Origin of the sequence: Xenophilus azovorans DSM 13620, from assembly GCF_000745855.1 — a bacterium.
GTDB lineage: Bacteria > Pseudomonadota > Gammaproteobacteria > Burkholderiales > Burkholderiaceae_C > Xenophilus > Xenophilus azovorans.
Genome location: NZ_JQKD01000019.1, coordinates 12769 through 26932 on the forward strand (window position 1 = coordinate 12769; position 14164 = coordinate 26932).

Here is a 14164-nt window from a genome sequence, read left to right on the forward strand (position 1 = left end):
GCCGCACCCGCAAAGGGATTGCGGGGTAAACGCACCAATTTGCACGAAAAGTACGATCACCCCGACACGGCCTGCAGCTGGCTGATCATGACGCCCACGCCTTTCTGGCCGCCCATGAACTCGGCGACCAGCGTGCCGAGCAGCGCATAGACGATGCCCAGGTTCAGGCCGGCGAAGATGAAGGGCAGGGCGCTGGGCAGCTTGATGCGCCAGAAGGTCTGGAACCGGCCCGCGCGCAGCGAGGCCATCAGGTCCAGCCGGTCGCGCTCGACCGAGGTGAATCCCTGGAACGAGTTCATGAGGATCGGGAAGACCGAGATCGTCGCGGCGATCGCGATCTTCGACTCGATCTGATAGCCGAACCAGATGATGAAGAGCGGCGCCACCGCCACCTTGGGCAGGCTTTGCAGGCCCACGATGTAGGGGAAGAGCCAGTACTCCACTGCCTTGAACTCGGCCATGGCGGCGGCGATCGCAACGCCCGCGATCGCGCTGATGGCGAAGCCGGCGAAGGCCGCCTGCAGCGTCGGGCTGAAGTGGAACCAGTAGCTGCCGCGGTTCGCGGGGTTCGCCCACAAGCCTTCCCACAAGGCGGCGCCCACGTCGCGGGGATGCGGAAGGATGTAGCTGGGGATGTCTGCGACGGCGAGGACGATGATCCACAGCGCGAAGCCGACGGCCACGCTGGCCACGCCCAGCGCGATGCGGCTGCGCAGGAGGAAGGAGAGGGAATCAGGCATGGGCGGTTGCTCCCAGCAGGCCGCGGATTTCCTGCACGATTTCGCCGAACTCTGGCGTGGTCGTGAGGTCGAAGCTGCGCGGGCGCGCGAACGGGATCGCGAGGTCGCGCACGATGCGCCCGGGTCGCTCCGACATCACGAGGACGCGATCCGACAGGAACACCGCCTCGAAGATGCTGTGCGTGATGAAGAGGACGGTCTTCTTGTGGGCGAGCCAGATCCGCTGCAGGTCCAGGCTCATGTTCTCGCGCGTCAGCGCGTCGAGGGCGCCGAACGGCTCATCCATCAGCAGCAGGCCCGGTTCGTGCACGAGGCTGCGGATGATGCTGACCCGCTGCTGCATGCCGCCGGACAGCTCGCCCGGGTACTTGTGCTCGAAGCCTTCCAGGCCCACGCTGCGCAGCAGTTCCAGCGCTCGGGTCCGGGCCTGCTGGCGGTCGAGCTTGAGGACCTTTGCCGGAAGCAGCGTGTTGTCGAGCACGGTGAGCCAAGGCAGCAGCACCGGGGACTGGAACACCACGCCCATGCCGGCCTGGCCGCCGCTCACCCGTTTTCCGTTGAGCCTCAACTCGCCGGCGCTCGGCGGCACGATGCCAGCGACCATCTTGAGCAGGGTGGACTTGCCGCAGCCCGAAGGACCGACCAGGCTCACGAACGCGCCGTCGTCCAGTGCGAGCGAGACTTCGCCCAGTGCGGCCACCTTCTCGCGGCTGCGGGTGGTGTAGGTCTTCGACACGCCCTGCGCTTCGAGCAGGGGAGCCTTGCGCGCTACGACGTTGATGCCCTGGTGGTTCGCCGCAGCGGCAGCGCGCGTGATCGGCTCCGGGTCGCGCAGGGTGGCTGCGAGCATGGGATGCCCCTTCAAGGAAGTTCGACGACGCCGGGCGACTTCGGGTCGAAGGAGGCCTGACGCGCCAGGAAGCGCCATGGCGCCGATGCGTTCTCGCGCAGCCAGACATTCATCGCCAGCACATGGAACTGGCGCTTGATGCCGTCGCGCCGGACCACGACGCGCTCGGCAACGCTGACGATGGCGGTGTTCCCCGCCAGTTGCACCGACAGGTCCGATGCTTCGACGCTCTGGTAGGCGATGTGGTCGAAATTGGCCATGAAGCTGGCCTTGTCGTCCACCCGCGAGTTGGCGTGCCGGTAGTAGAGCCGGTCGTCGTAGATGGCGTCGATTTCGCGCAGGTCGCCCGAGAGGAGCGCCTCGCGCCGCGCGCGCTCGCGGTCGACGAGCTCGTGTTCTCCCTGTAGCGGCTCGACTGTTGCTTCGGCTGCGGTCGGCATGGCTGAGCGCTCTCTCTCTGTTGAGTGGACGCCTCGACTATTCCAATGTCTGACAACCAAGTCAATCAAGCTCTGATGCGTACATACACTTAAGTTCCTGGCTTGTGTCTGACTGTTGAGTCAATGTATGGTTGGACTGATGGCGCGGATTGCGCAGCAGCGCGCCCCACTTCCACTTTCATGGGAACTTCGACGATGCTGACCCTCGACCAATACGCCGGGAAGTACGAATTCATCCGCTTCGAGCGCCGCGACGGCATCCTGCAGGTGACCTTCCACACCGAAGGCAACTCCATGCGCTGGAACCTGAAGACGCATGCGGAACTGCCCTCCGCGTTCGCCGACATTGCGCAGGACCGTGACAACCGCATCGTCATCCTGACCGGGACGGGCAGCGAATTCTCGGGTCCGCCCGCGGGAAGCCAGAGCCAGTTCTGGGAAACGTGCCCCACCATCAAGCACCTGGACAAGGTGCACTGGGAAGGCCGGGCGTTGCTCATGAACCTGCTGAGCATCGAGGTGCCGATGATCACCGCGCTCAACGGCCCGGCGTGGCGGCATGCGGAGTTCCCCCTGCTGTCCGACATCGTTCTTGCTTCGGACACGACGAAGATCCAGGACTCCGGCCATTTCATCAACAACATGGCGCCCGGCGACGGCATGCACGTCGTGTTTCCGATGCTCCTGGGCATGAATCGCGGGCGGTACTTCCTGCTCACCGGACAGGTTCTGGACGCCAGGCAGTCGCTCGAGCTGGGGCTGGTCAGCGAGGTACTCCCACAGGACAAGGTGCTGGACCGCGCCTGGGAGCTTGCCAGGGACATGGCCAAGCGGCCCACGCTGCTGCTTCGCTATTCCCGGCTGCTGCTGGTCGAGCACATGCGCAAGCGCATGCAGGAACTGCTCGGGTACGGCCTCGGCATGGAAAGCCTGGCTATCCTCGGCGCCTACGAAGAGCGCACGGGCAAGCCTGCCGTGCAGTAGGCCGACGCCCGCAGGGCGAACCCAAACCGAGTGACACCGATGAACGCCGGGTCTCCAGCTCGCCCCGCTAGACTTGCGTCGACGGGAACCGACCGATGGAATTGCGCCACCTGCGTTATTTCGTCGCCGCGGCGCAGGCCGGCAACCTGCACCACGCGGCGCTCAAGCTGCACATCGTGCAGCCGGCGCTGTCGCGCCAGATCCAGGCGCTCGAAGAGCAACTGGCCACGTCGCTGTTCGAGCGGCTTCCGCACGGTGTGCAGCTGACGGCCGCGGGCCAGGTGTTCTTCGAAGGCGCGGTGCGCATCCTCGACGAGGTGGAGCGCCTCGGCACGCGGACGCGGCGGGCGGCGCGCGGCCAGGTCGGCTCGCTCTCCATCGGCTTCAACGACGTCGGCATCCGCTGCCCCACGATCCCCGAATCGTTCCGACTCTTCCGGCTGGAATACCCCGAGGCCGAACTCAAGCTGACCCTGTCCAAGTCGCAGGCGCAGCTCGCGGGCCTGGAGGACGGCAGCCTCCATGCGGGGTTCGTGTTCGACCGGCCGCCGCACCTGCCGCAGTTCGACGCCTTCCCCGTGTTCCACGACAACCGCGCTCTGGTGCTGCCGGCCGGCCATCCGCTCGCGTCGCGCGACGACCTGCGGCTGCAGGACCTGCGCGGCGAAGACTTCATGCTGACCCGGCGCGACCAATTGGGCGCCGGCTGGGACCGCATGATGGCAGCCTGCCGCGAAGGCGGGTTGGAGCCGCGCGTGGTGCAGGAGATGGACAACGAGCAAGCCATCATCAGCCTGCTGATCGCCGGCATGGGCGTGGGCTTCCTTACGGAATCGGCGCGGCCGCTGCTGCCGCCCGGGCTGGTGATGAAACGGGTGCTCGACTTCTCGGTGCCGATGACGCTGGAATTGGTGTGGCTGCGCACCCAGCGCTCGCCGCTGCTGGCGAGCTTTATCGAGGTGGTACGCAGGGTGCATCTGCGGTCAGGCCGCGAAGTCAGTTCTGCAGCCGCAGCCCCCGCCGCGTCTAGCGCTGCCTGACTGGAGCCAGGCAGGACCTGGCTTTCAGCCGGCGCGAAACAGCTTTGCGCCGGCCGTGGCTGCGCTGCGGCGCCAGCGGACTTAGGATGGCGCCACTTTTTCTACCGGGGTTCTTCTATGTCCGCCCTTGCGCAGGTGGGTTTCATCGGGTTGGGCAACATGGGCGGCGCGATCGCCGAACGCCTCGCCCGCAGCGGCGCCGTCGCGCTGCACGTGTTCGACCGCGATCCGGCGGCGAGCGAACGCCTGGCCGCCCTCGGTGCAACGGCGCAGGCCAGCGCGCGCGCGGTGGCGGACACCGCCGCGCAGGTGTTCACCTGCCTGCCTTCGGTCGACGCCAGCCGTGCGGCACTGTTCGGGCCTGACGGTATCGCCGGCGGCAAGGCAGTGCGTCACTGCGTCGAGATGTCCACCATCGGCCCTGGCGCCATGCGCGAACTCGCCACGCGCCTGGAGGCCGCCGGCCTCGGAGCCCTGGATGCGCCGGTTTCCGGCGGCGCCGCCGGCGCGCTGAAGGGCACGCTGGCGATCATGGTCTCCGGCGCTCCGGCAGTGCGCGAAGCGGCGGCACCGGTGCTGGCCGCCATCAGCCCGAAGGTCTTCACCATCAGCGACCGTGCCGGCGACGCGCAGGTCATGAAGCTGGTCAACAACCTGCTGGCAGCGGCCAACATGGCGACATCCTTCGAAGCGCTGGTGCTGGGCGTCAAGCTGGGGCTGCAACCGGAAACCATCATCGAGGTCGTCAATGCCGGCAGCGGCCGCAACACCGGCATGGACGACCGCAAGACCGGCGCCATCCTGTCGCGCCGCTTCGAGGGCCTGGGCAAGATCGCGCTGCTCGAAAAGGACATCGCGCTGGCTTTCGAGGTCGCGCGCGAGGCCGGCTTCCCGCTCGAGGCCACGCCGACCATCGGCGGCATGGCGCAGCTCTGGGAGCGCGCCGTGCAGCAAGGCATGGCCGGCGAGGACGTGTCGGCGCTGGTCAAGGTGGTGGAGCGCCGGGCCGGCGTCGAGGTGCACGGCCGCGCCGGGTGATCAGGTGTGCGTCATGACGCGCATCGGGGTACCCGCGGCAAAGGCGAGGATGTTCTCCACGGCCTGCCCGAAGCACAGCGCATATTGCTCGTCGGTCACGTAGCCGGTGTGCGGGGTGAGGATCACGTTGTCCACCGCGCGCAGCGGATGCGGATCGGGCAGCGGCTCCTCTGCGAAGACGTCCAGTCCCGCGCCCGCGATGCGGCGTTCGCGCAATGCCTCCACCAGGGCCGCCTCGTCGACCAGTGCGCCGCGCGAGGTGTTGACCAGGTAAGCGGTGGGCTTCATCAGCGCCAGCTCACGCCTGCCGATCAGGCCGCGGGTGCTGTCGGCCAGCACCATGTGCAGGCTCACCACATCGGAGCCGGACAGCAGTTCTTCCTGCGAGGCGAGCCGGGTGCCCGCGGCCGCTGCGCGCGCCTGCGTCATGTGGGGGCTCCAGGCCACGGTCTTCATGCCGAAGGCATGCGCGAGCGTGACGACCTGCGAGCCGGTGACGCCCAGGCCGACGACGCCGAGCGTCTTGCCGCGCAGGCTGCGTCCCAGGCCGGTCTGCCAGCCGCCTGCGTGCATGGCGGTGTTGTCGACGGCGATGCGCCGCATCAGCGCGAGCATCAGGCCCATGGCGAGTTCCGGCGCGGCATGCAGGATCGCCTCGGTCTTGCACACCGTGATGCCCAGGCGGCCGGCGGCAGCGAAGTCGATGTAGCGGTTGTGCGTGCCGGTGGTCACCAGCAGCCGCAGCCGCGGCAGCCGCTCCAGCAGGGCGGCGGTGAAGTGCGTGCGCTCGCGCTCCGTCACCACCACGTCGTAGGAAACCAGCCGCTGGGCGGCCTTGTCCTCGGTGTCCAGGTGGTCGTGGAAGAATTCCACGGTGGCCGTGCCATCCAGGCGCGACCAGTCGGTGGCCGACTGGAAGACGTGCAGGAAGTCGTTGATGACCGCGGTGCGCAGCATGCGGGCCATGCCGGTCAGGGAGTCGCCGCGCGCCGGTCGATTTCCTCGTCGAGGATCGGCATGCCCAGCTCGAAGCTCTGCATGCCCAGCGTGGACGCGAGCTGCAGCACCTGGATGATCTCCGCCGGCGTCGCCCCGTGCCGCATTGCATTGCGCAGGTGCACCCGCAGCCCCTGCTCGTACAGATGCGTGGTATTGGAATCGATCGCGATGTAGATCAGCTCCTTGAGCTTGGGCGCCAGATGGCCCGCTTCCCAGGGTACGGCGGAGAAGCGCAGGTAGGCGCGGAAGAACTTCGGCGACAGCGCGAGCACCTGGTCCCAGAACTCGCCCCAATAGCCGCGGATGCGGATGAACTCCTCCTTCATCGCCGCACGCTCGCTGTCGCTGACCAGCGGGATGGGTGCACCGGCCGCCGCCGCTTCCTCGAACAGCACCGGCACGCCGAAGGTGCAGCTGTGCAGGCCGAGTGCGGAGACCAGCTGGAACACTTCGACGATCTCCTGCCGCGTCGCTCCTTGCGCGAGTGCGTCGCGGATGTTCGCCCGCAGCGCCGGGGCGAACAGGTTCGTCGGCGTGGCGGTGAGCGACACCGCGATCAGTGCCCGATCCTTCGGCGCCAGCGTTCCGTGCACCGTGCTGGCGGCGAGCAGGTCGTCGAAGGCGCCCAGGAATTCCGGTGCCACTTCCAGGATGGCTTGCAGCGCATCGTTCCAGCGGCCGTGGCGCGCAATGAATTCTTCGCGTTGGCGCAGGTGGGTCTCGGTGCCTGTCATGGCTCAGCTTCCCTTCACGCCCGCTGCCTTGATCAGGCGCGCCCAGCGTTCGCTGTCCTTCTCCAGGAACTGGCGGAACTCCGCCGGTGAGTTGGTTACCGTGATGGCGCCCAGTTCGCGCAGGCGGTCGCGCGTTTCCGGCTTGCTCAGCGACTGGTGGACGGCCGCGGCCAGCTTCTCCACGATCGGCGCGGGCGTGCCCGCCGGCGCCATCACGCCGAGCCACGGCACGGTGTCGACAAAGTTGGGGTAGCCTGATTCGGCCATGGTGGGCACGTCGGGGAAATCGGGAAGGCGGCGCGGTGTGCCGGCAGCCAGCACCTTCACCTGCTTCTGCTTCACCATGTCGGCGACGCCGATCATCGGATAGAACACCGAGCTGACCCGGCCCGCCATCACTTCGAGGATGGCGTTCGCATTGCCGCGGAAGGGCACGTGGGTCATCCTGGTCCCGGAGAGCATCTCGAACAGGGCGCCACCCAGATGCCCCGACGAGCCGACGCCGGCCGAGGCATACGACACATCACCGGGCGCCGCCTTGGCAGTGCGCACCAGGTCCTGCACGGAATTCACCGGCGAGGTGGGTGGCACCAGCAGCATCAGCGGCAGGATGCAGACCTCGGTGATCGGCGCGAAGTCCTTGATCGGGTCGAAGCGCAGCTTGTCCATCAACAACTGGTTGGTCAGGTGCGTATGGGCGGTGAACAGCAAGGTGTAGCCGTCCGGCGGCGCCTGGCCGACGAAATCGGTGGCGATGTTGCCGCTGGCGCCCGTCTTGTTCTCGATGACGACCGACTGCTTGAGGATCTCGCCCAGGTCCTTGGCCAGATGCCGCGCGATCACGTCGGTAGGTCCGCCGGCGGCGAAGCCGAGCACCATCTTGATCGGCCTGCCCGGATAGGCCTGGGCCATGGCCGTGGATGTCATCGCCAGTGCCAGGCCGGCGGCGAGCATGAGCGTGCGAAGGATAGGCATGGTGTCTCCTGCTTTTTGAAGGTCGCGAGCTCAGTACTGCGAAACGGGGATGCGGACCGTCAGCCCTTCGAGGCCGGGATGGATGCGGATCTGGCAGGTGAGCCGGCTGCAGGGCTCGACGTCGAGCGCGCCTTCGAGCAGGTGGCGTTCGTCGGCTTCGGGCGGCGAAACGCGCGCCAGGTGATCCGGGTCGATATAGGCGTGGCAGGTGGCGCAGCTGCAGCTGCCACCGCAGTCGCCGACGATGCCCGGAACCATGTTGTCCAGGGCCGTCTGCATGACGGAGGTGCCGTCCTCGGCGTTCACTTCGTGACGGGTGCCGTCGTGTTCGATGTAGGTGATGCGGGTCATTGCGGCAGCAGGGCTTTCAGCGGAATGGAAGGGTCGGCCAGGGTGGCGGCGGGCGCGCGCACGCGGGCCGCCACCAGGCGCCTGGCGAACATGAAATCGGGCGCGCGGTTGACGGCGTCGGCCGCGATCAGCACGCCGTCGCGCAGGTAGAAGGCGCAGAAGTGCCGGTCGGCCGGATTGCCGCGCAGCACCACGTTGTCGAAGCCGTCGCTGATGCCGGCCATCTGCAGCTTCAGCTCGTACTGGTCCGACCAGAACCAGGGCACCGGGTGGTAAGGCTGGGGCTTGCCGCAGATGCTCGCGGCCACCGTGCGCGCCTGCTCGGTCGCGTTCGGTACCGATTCCAGCCGCAGGCGGCGCCCCAGCAGATCGTTTGGATGATTGGCGCAGTCGCCCACCGCGTAGATGTCCGGGTCGGACGTAGCGGCGTGTTCGTCGACAAGGATGCCGTCGCCGACATCCAGCCCCGCGTCCTTGGCGATTTGCACGTTCGGAACGAGCCCGATGCCGACCAGCACGACGTCGGCCTCGATGCGCTCGCCGCCCGCGACGCGGATGGCGACCACCCGGCCGTCGCGCTGCTCCAGGGCCTCGACCGTGCAACCGGTGCGGACCGTCACGCCCGCCTCCCGGTGGACCTCTTCGTAGAACGCGGACATCTGCGGTGCGGCGACGCGCCCCAGCACCCGCTGCGCCGCTTCCACCACCGTCACGTCCAGCCCCTGGCCACGCGCCACGGCAGCGACTTCCAGGCCGATGTAGCCGCCGCCGATAACGATCAGCGTGCGGGCACGGCCGAACTCGGCGCGGATCGCGGCCACGTCGTCCAGCGTGCGCAGGTACAGCACGTTGGGCGCCGACGCGCCGGGCAGCGGCAGGCGCCGCGCCTCGCCGCCGGTGGCCAGCACCAGCTTGTCGTACCCGAGAAACTGGCCGTCAGCCAGTGCCAGCCGGCGCGCGGCGCGGTCGATGGCCGTGACCTGGCAGCCCAGCTTCAGTTCGATTGCTGCCTTTTCGTAGGTGGCGCGCGGCTTGATGTGCAAGCTGTCGGTGGTCGCCTGGCCGGCCAGGTAGGCCTTGGACAGCGGCGGGCGGCGGTAAGGCAGGTGCGCCTCGGTGCCGACCAGCACGATCCGTCCTTCGTAGCCCTGCTGGCGCAGTGCGCTAGCGACCTCGCTGCCGGCCTGGCCGGCGCCGACAATGACCGCGCCTTGCGTCGTATTCATGACCGTGGATGCTATGCAGGCGCATCCCCGGGTGCCACCCGTGCAGCCGGATAGAAGCTTTGCAAGTTGCGCAAGACGCGCCCTGCACCTGCTTGCGGCGCGTGCAAGGGTTCTTTGCATGAGCGCCGGTTGTGCGGGCACCGCCGCCCGTTTAGCCTCTCCAGCTTCGACCCCGTACCCCATGACCTACGCTGGAGACACCCGATGATGGAATCACGCACCGCCCCGTCGGCGGCCGAGGCACCCGCCTGGCTGCCGATCCGCCGCTACGACCTCGCGCTGCAGCGCGACGCGCGCTGGCAGGATGCCGGCGGCGGGGTCGAGCAGCGCGACCTCGGGCTCGGCGGCGCCAGCGAGGGCGCGATGCAGGGCCGGCAGCTACGGGCGGCCCGCCAGGCGGATCTGCCCGAAGCGCTGCGCCAGGCCGGGACCCATTTCCACCTGTTCTATGTTGTGCAGGGCCAGCTCACGCTGGAAGGCCCGGACGACGTCCGCACCGTGCTGCAAGCCGGCGACTGCATCCACCAACCCGCGTTGGGGCGGCAGCACCGCATCACCTTGTCCGAGGGCGCCGAGGTGCTGGAACTGGCGGTCCCGGCCAAGCCCACGCTGGCCGGCAAGGAGCTCGAACTCGAGAGCAGCCAGCAGGCCGCGCAGCCGGTCATCAACCGCGACCGGCCCGAAGCCTACATCCAGGGCGATGGTCCGCGGTCCTACTTCCTGTACCGGGACCTCGGCGTCGCCGCGGCCACCGGCCGGCGCGTTCACATCCACATCCTGAAGGCAACGGCGCCTTCCGCGCCCGGCGGGACCGGCGCGCACAAGCATTCGATGTGCCAGCTCTTCTATGTGTTCCGGGGCTGGGCCGACCTGGAAGTGGAAGGCCACGAAAGCGTGCGCATGCACGGCGGCGACGCCATGTGCATCTCCGCCGGGACCAGGCACAACGTCCCGGCGTTCTCGCCGGACTACGCGATCCTCGAACTCTGCATCCCGGCCGACTACGACACCGTGGGGACCTGAAGCATGAAGCTCGCAACCCTCAGGCGCCCGGGGCGGCGCGATGGTGAACTCGTGGTGGTCAGCCGCGACCTGAAGCGCTGCGCCAGCGCCGCCGCCGTGGCGCCCCACCTGCAGCGCGCGCTGGACGATTGGGACGTCATCGCACCGTCCTTGCAGCAGTTGTACGAACGCCTGAACGACGGCGCCATCGCCGATGCGATGGACCTTGATCCCGCCGCCTGCGAGTCGCCGCTGCCTCGCGCCTACCAGTGGCTGGACGGCTCGGCCTACCTGAATCACGTGGAGCTGGTGCGCAAAGCGCGCGGCGCACAGGTCCCCGCCTCGTTCTACGAAGACCCGTTGATGTACCAGGGCGGATCCGACAGCTTCATCGGCCCGCGCGGGAACATCGTCGCGGACGAGCCGTGGGGCATCGACTTCGAGGCCGAGGTGACGGTCGTCACCGGCGACGTGCCGCTCGGCGCCACGCCGGAGCAGGCGCACGCCGCGGTCCGGCTGGTGATGCTCGCGAACGACGTCTCGCTGCGGCACGTGCTGCGCACCGAGATCGCCAAGGAGCTGGGCTTCGTTCAATCCAAGCCGGCCACCGCGTTCACGCCGGTGGCGGTGACGCCCGACGAACTCGGCCCGGCCTGGGAAGGCGCCCGCGTCCACCTGCCGATGATGGTCCACCTCAACGGCAAGCTGTTCGGCAAGCCGCATGCCGGTGAAGGCATGACCTTCGACTTTTCGCGCCTGATCGCGCATGCAGCACGCACGCGCGACATCGAGGCGGGGTCGATCTTCGGCTCCGGAACGGTGTCGAACAAGCAGGGCAGCCTGTGGGGCTCGAGTGTCGAGAACGGCGGCGTCGGCTATTGCTGCATTGCCGAGGTGCGCATGTACGAGACGATCGAACGCGGGCAAGCGCAGACCGAATTCATGCGCCATGGCGATACCGTCCGCATCGAGATGTTCGATGCCGGCGGCCGTTCCGTGTTCGGTGCCATCGAGAACCGGGTAGTGCCGCTGCCCTGACGCAACGCCCCATGAAAAAGCGCCCGCTGCGTGCGGGCGTCCTGCCTTGGATTCACGCCCTCACTGCGTGTTGCCCAGCGACTTCAGCAACTTGTCCCACTTCTCGATCTCCGAGCGGAACACGCCGGCGAACTGCTCGGAACTGATTGTCGAGCGCTCCATGCCGAAGTCGGCCAGTTTCTCGGCCACCTCCGGCCGCCCGCTCCCTTCGCGAATGGCGCCCGCCAGCCTGGCCACCACGTCGCGCGGCGTGTTCACCGGCGCGAAGTAGCCGAGCCAGAAGCTCACGTCGTAGTCAGGCACGCCGCTCTCGTGCACCGTCGGCACGTCCGGCAACACCTTGCTGCGCTGCAGGGTGCTGACTGCCAGCGCGCGCAGCCGGCCGGCCTTCACCAGTTGCCCCGATCCCGGAATGGTGTCGAAACCCACCTGGATCTGGCCTCCGACCAGCGCGTTGACGGCCGGGCCTCCGCCCTGGAACGGCACGTGCACGATGTCGACGCCCGCCATGCGCTTGAACAGTTCGGCCGCGAGATGGTTCGACGAGCCGCGGCCCGACGATCCATAGTTCAGCTTGCCCGGGTTGGCCTTGGCGTAGGCGAGCAATTCACGGATGTTCTTTACCGGAACATCCGGGTTCACGACGATCAGGAAGGGCGCGGCGCCGAGCATCGCCACCGGCCTCAGCACCGATTGGATGTCGATCTTGGCGTTCTCGTTCTGCACCGTGGCCGAGGTCGTGATGGTGGAGGAGTGGAACAGCAGCGTGTGGCCGTCCGCCTTGGCCTGGGCCACGGTCGCGATGCCGATGGCGCCGGCGGCGCCCGGGCGGTTGTCGATCACCATGGGCTGGCCCAACGCGGCCGCCAGCGGCGCTGCCATCAGGCGGGCGGCGGGGTCCACCACGCCGCCGGGCGGGTAGGGCACCACGACGCGAATCGGCTGCGACGGAAAGTCCTGGGCGCGGGCGGCGCCCGCACTCGCCAGCATGGCTGCGGCGGCGGCGCGCAGGACGCTTCTTCGGTCTAGGGTTTGCAATGGGGTCTCCTGTTGTTGCTTCGTGGGATCAGTAAGCAATGCCGCGCGCCCGAAAGGTCTCTTCGGCGATGCGCGCGGCCTCGTTGGCCGCCGGGAAGCCGCAGTAGATGACCGCGTGCAGGATCACCTCCTTCAGCTGGGCCGGCGTGCAGCCGTTGTTGAGGGCGGCGTTCATGTGGATCGTGAGTTCGTGTTGGCGGCCCAGCGCGGTCAGCATGGCGACGGTCACCAGGCTGCGGGTGGCGCGGTCCATGTCGGGGCGCGCCCAGACGGAACCCATCGCCAGTTCCGACAGCGCGCGCAGTTCGCGGTTGAAATCGTTGGCGCTGGCTTCTCGCCTCGCCGCGTAGTCCTCGCCGGCGAATGAGCGCATCACCTCCAGGCCGCGGGCACGCAGTTGGTCGACGGTGGTGGTCATTCAGTCCCCGGCCTGCACGTGCAGCGGCCCGTAGGAACGCATCATGAAGCCATGGAATGCCGGCCGTTCGCCGGGCGCCAGGCGCAGCAGGGGAAAGCGTTCCAGCAGTTCCTGGATGCCCTCGACCAGTTCGGTGCGGGCCAGCGTCGCGCCCGGGCAGGTGCGCGGTCCGGTGAGAAACGCCAGGTGGTTGCGCGGCTGCTTGCGTTCCATGTCCACCGCGTGCGGGCAGCCGAAGGCCTGGGGATCGCGGTTGGCCGCCATCAGGATCACCACGACCATGTCGCCCTTGGCGATCTTCACACCCGCCAGCTCGGTGTCGGCAGTGACGCGGCGCGAGCGGAACTGCACGGTGCCATTCAGCCGCAGTGCCTCCTCGACGAAGCGCTCCACCGCCGGGCGGCCGCCGTCGCGCACCTTCTGCATGAGCGCGTCATCGGTCAGCAGCATGTGCAGCGCGTTGGCCAGGGCGTGGGTGGTGGTGTCGATGCCGGCGAACAGCAGGCGGCGGCAGGCGTCCAGCGTGTCAACCTCGTTCCAGTCCGGGAAGATGGCGGGTCCGCCCGCCCAGAGGCGGCTGATCATGTCCTCGCCGGCGCTGCCGCGGCGCTCGCGCACGATCGGACGCAGGATTTCGTCGAGTTCCTGGGCGGCCTGGACCGCGCGGTCGGTCAAGGCCTTCGTCTCCTCGGAGACTTCGCCTTCCAGCTTGAGCGCGCTGGCCAGGCTGGCGAAGGCGGCGATATCGTCGTTCAGCCGCTTCAGCTGCGTCAGGAAGGCCTCGTCCTTCCGTGGCAGGTCCAGAAGCCTCGCGAACACGCGCACCGGCAGGTGGACGATGTAGTCCTGCACCAGGTCGAATTCTGCGCGCCCTTCCAGCTGTGCCAGCAGTGCCTGGATCGCAGGCTCGACCGCCGTAGGCCGGTAGCGGCTGACCCATTGCGGCGACAGCAGGTCGCGAACCCACCAGCGGTGCATCTCGCGGTGCTTTTCGCCGTGCAGGAAGAAGAAGGAGCGCGGGTTCTCGCCACGGATCCTGGCGTAGGCGCTGCCCGCCTGCATGGTGGAGAAAGGATGCATGAACAGCGCATCGTCCTGCAGCACCTGGCGTGCGGCGTCGTTGCCGACGACGAGGTAGGCCTTCATGCGCGGGTCCCACACGACGTTGCCCTGCTCGCGCACCCGCTCGTAGAAGGAGTAGGGCTCCGTGTTTTCGGTGTCGAGGAAGGACTCGACGATGGTGGCGGTCATGGTGCTCTCCGCGCCGGGGCGGCGCCTTGCTGTCAAAGCG

General features: G+C 68.1%; 16 protein-coding genes. 5 read left to right on the forward strand and 11 right to left on the reverse strand.

Annotated elements, in window-relative coordinates:
* Nucleotides 1-56: 56 nt before the first annotated feature.
* From Q392_RS12015 to Q392_RS12025, 3 genes are read right to left on the reverse strand one after another with little or no spacing between them, the layout of a single operon-like run.
* Complete coding sequence (locus Q392_RS12015) at nt 57-740, reverse strand: ABC transporter permease (protein WP_051953321.1); 684 nt, start codon at nt 738-740, stop codon at nt 57-59.
* Nucleotides 733-1590 (reverse strand): ABC transporter ATP-binding protein, encoded by an 858-nt coding sequence (locus Q392_RS12020; RefSeq protein WP_084217016.1) that lies wholly within the window; start codon nt 1588-1590, stop codon nt 733-735. Before Q392_RS12020 ends, Q392_RS12015 begins: the two co-directional genes overlap by 8 nt.
* Nucleotides 1591-1601: 11 nt before the next feature.
* Complete coding sequence (locus Q392_RS12025) at nt 1602-2030, reverse strand: nuclear transport factor 2 family protein (RefSeq protein WP_038207132.1); 429 nt, start codon at nt 2028-2030, stop codon at nt 1602-1604.
* A gap of 195 nt (nt 2031-2225) precedes the next feature.
* Between Q392_RS12025 and Q392_RS12030 the strand changes: the two genes are divergently transcribed.
* The 3 genes from Q392_RS12030 (at nt 2226) to Q392_RS12040 (ending at nt 5092) form a co-directional block, all read left to right on the forward strand.
* Nucleotides 2226-3014, forward strand: coding sequence for an enoyl-CoA hydratase/isomerase family protein (locus Q392_RS12030; protein ID WP_038207135.1), 789 nt, complete (start codon nt 2226-2228; stop codon nt 3012-3014).
* A gap of 95 nt (nt 3015-3109) precedes the next feature.
* On the forward strand, nt 3110-4054 hold the full coding sequence (locus Q392_RS12035) for a LysR family transcriptional regulator (RefSeq protein WP_051953323.1): 945 nt from the start codon (nt 3110-3112) through the stop codon (nt 4052-4054).
* A 117-nt stretch (nt 4055-4171) separates the two neighbouring features.
* Nucleotides 4172-5092 carry an NAD(P)-dependent oxidoreductase gene (locus tag Q392_RS12040; RefSeq protein WP_038207138.1) on the forward strand — a complete coding sequence of 307 codons (921 nt, stop codon included), beginning with the start codon at nt 4172-4174 and terminating at the stop codon, nt 5090-5092.
* On the opposite strand, the gene Q392_RS12045 is transcribed toward Q392_RS12040, so the two are convergent.
* The 5 genes from Q392_RS12045 to Q392_RS12065 are packed head-to-tail and all read right to left on the reverse strand — an operon-like array spanning nt 5093 to nt 9377.
* On the reverse strand, nt 5093-6049 hold the full coding sequence (locus tag Q392_RS12045; protein WP_038207372.1) for a D-2-hydroxyacid dehydrogenase family protein: 957 nt from the start codon (nt 6047-6049) through the stop codon (nt 5093-5095).
* A gap of 14 nt (nt 6050-6063) precedes the next feature.
* Nucleotides 6064-6825 carry a carboxymuconolactone decarboxylase family protein gene (locus Q392_RS12050; protein WP_038207141.1) on the reverse strand — a complete coding sequence of 254 codons (762 nt, stop codon included), beginning with the start codon at nt 6823-6825 and terminating at the stop codon, nt 6064-6066.
* Between the two features lie 3 nt (nt 6826-6828).
* Nucleotides 6829-7800 (reverse strand): Bug family tripartite tricarboxylate transporter substrate binding protein, encoded by a 972-nt coding sequence (locus Q392_RS12055; protein ID WP_038207144.1) that lies wholly within the window; start codon nt 7798-7800, stop codon nt 6829-6831.
* Nucleotides 7801-7830: 30 nt separating this feature from the next.
* A complete protein-coding gene (locus Q392_RS12060; RefSeq protein ID WP_038207147.1) occupies nt 7831-8151 on the reverse strand; it encodes a 2Fe-2S iron-sulfur cluster-binding protein in 321 nt (106 codons plus the stop codon).
* The gene (locus Q392_RS12065) at nt 8148-9377 is read right to left on the reverse strand and encodes an NAD(P)/FAD-dependent oxidoreductase (RefSeq protein WP_038207163.1); all 1230 of its coding nucleotides are present in this window, start codon (nt 9375-9377) and stop codon (nt 8148-8150) included. The genes Q392_RS12060 and Q392_RS12065 overlap by 4 nt, the downstream gene beginning before the upstream one ends.
* A gap of 204 nt (nt 9378-9581) precedes the next feature.
* Here Q392_RS12065 and Q392_RS31990 point away from each other — a divergent pair, with 204 nt between their 5' ends.
* Nucleotides 9582-10400 carry a cupin domain-containing protein gene (locus tag Q392_RS31990; RefSeq protein WP_084217017.1) on the forward strand — a complete coding sequence of 273 codons (819 nt, stop codon included), beginning with the start codon at nt 9582-9584 and terminating at the stop codon, nt 10398-10400.
* Nucleotides 10401-10403: 3 nt separating this feature from the next.
* Nucleotides 10404-11417, forward strand: a complete 1014-nt coding sequence (locus Q392_RS12075; protein WP_038207166.1) for a fumarylacetoacetate hydrolase family protein — start codon at nt 10404-10406, stop codon at nt 11415-11417.
* Between the two features lie 60 nt (nt 11418-11477).
* Here the strand turns inward: Q392_RS12075 and Q392_RS12080 are convergent, their stop codons facing one another.
* Genes Q392_RS12080 through Q392_RS31295 form a run of 3 tightly spaced genes read right to left on the reverse strand, consistent with a single transcriptional unit; the run spans nt 11478 to nt 14124 of the window.
* Entirely contained in the window at nt 11478-12455 is a 978-nt protein-coding gene (locus Q392_RS12080; RefSeq protein ID WP_157007948.1) for a Bug family tripartite tricarboxylate transporter substrate binding protein, read from the reverse strand.
* Between the two features lie 28 nt (nt 12456-12483).
* The gene (locus Q392_RS12085; protein ID WP_038207169.1) at nt 12484-12873 is read right to left on the reverse strand and encodes a carboxymuconolactone decarboxylase family protein; all 390 of its coding nucleotides are present in this window, start codon (nt 12871-12873) and stop codon (nt 12484-12486) included.
* The gene (locus tag Q392_RS31295; RefSeq protein WP_051953328.1) at nt 12874-14124 is read right to left on the reverse strand and encodes a cytochrome P450; all 1251 of its coding nucleotides are present in this window, start codon (nt 14122-14124) and stop codon (nt 12874-12876) included.
* Between the last annotated feature and the right edge of the window lie 40 nt (nt 14125-14164).

Coding starts and splice junctions, on each gene's coding strand:
- Q392_RS12015 (WP_051953321.1), bottom strand. CDS start 740: ATGCCTGATTCCCTCTCCTTCCTCCTGCGCAGCCGCATCGCGCTGGGC.
- Q392_RS12020 (WP_084217016.1), bottom strand. CDS start 1,590: ATGCTCGCAGCCACCCTGCGCGACCCGGAGCCGATCACGCGCGCTGCC.
- Q392_RS12025 (WP_038207132.1), bottom strand. CDS start 2,030: ATGCCGACCGCAGCCGAAGCAACAGTCGAGCCGCTACAGGGAGAACAC.
- Q392_RS12030 (WP_038207135.1), top strand. CDS start 2,226: ATGCTGACCCTCGACCAATACGCCGGGAAGTACGAATTCATCCGCTTC.
- Q392_RS12035 (WP_051953323.1), top strand. CDS start 3,110: ATGGAATTGCGCCACCTGCGTTATTTCGTCGCCGCGGCGCAGGCCGGC.
- Q392_RS12040 (WP_038207138.1), top strand. CDS start 4,172: ATGTCCGCCCTTGCGCAGGTGGGTTTCATCGGGTTGGGCAACATGGGC.
- Q392_RS12045 (WP_038207372.1), bottom strand. CDS start 6,049: ATGCTGCGCACCGCGGTCATCAACGACTTCCTGCACGTCTTCCAGTCG.
- Q392_RS12050 (WP_038207141.1), bottom strand. CDS start 6,825: ATGACAGGCACCGAGACCCACCTGCGCCAACGCGAAGAATTCATTGCG.
- Q392_RS12055 (WP_038207144.1), bottom strand. CDS start 7,800: ATGCCTATCCTTCGCACGCTCATGCTCGCCGCCGGCCTGGCACTGGCG.
- Q392_RS12060 (WP_038207147.1), bottom strand. CDS start 8,151: ATGACCCGCATCACCTACATCGAACACGACGGCACCCGTCACGAAGTG.
- Q392_RS12065 (WP_038207163.1), bottom strand. CDS start 9,377: ATGAATACGACGCAAGGCGCGGTCATTGTCGGCGCCGGCCAGGCCGGC.
- Q392_RS31990 (WP_084217017.1), top strand. CDS start 9,582: ATGATGGAATCACGCACCGCCCCGTCGGCGGCCGAGGCACCCGCCTGG.
- Q392_RS12075 (WP_038207166.1), top strand. CDS start 10,404: ATGAAGCTCGCAACCCTCAGGCGCCCGGGGCGGCGCGATGGTGAACTC.
- Q392_RS12085 (WP_038207169.1), bottom strand. CDS start 12,873: ATGACCACCACCGTCGACCAACTGCGTGCCCGCGGCCTGGAGGTGATG.
- Q392_RS31295 (WP_051953328.1), bottom strand. CDS start 14,124: ATGACCGCCACCATCGTCGAGTCCTTCCTCGACACCGAAAACACGGAG.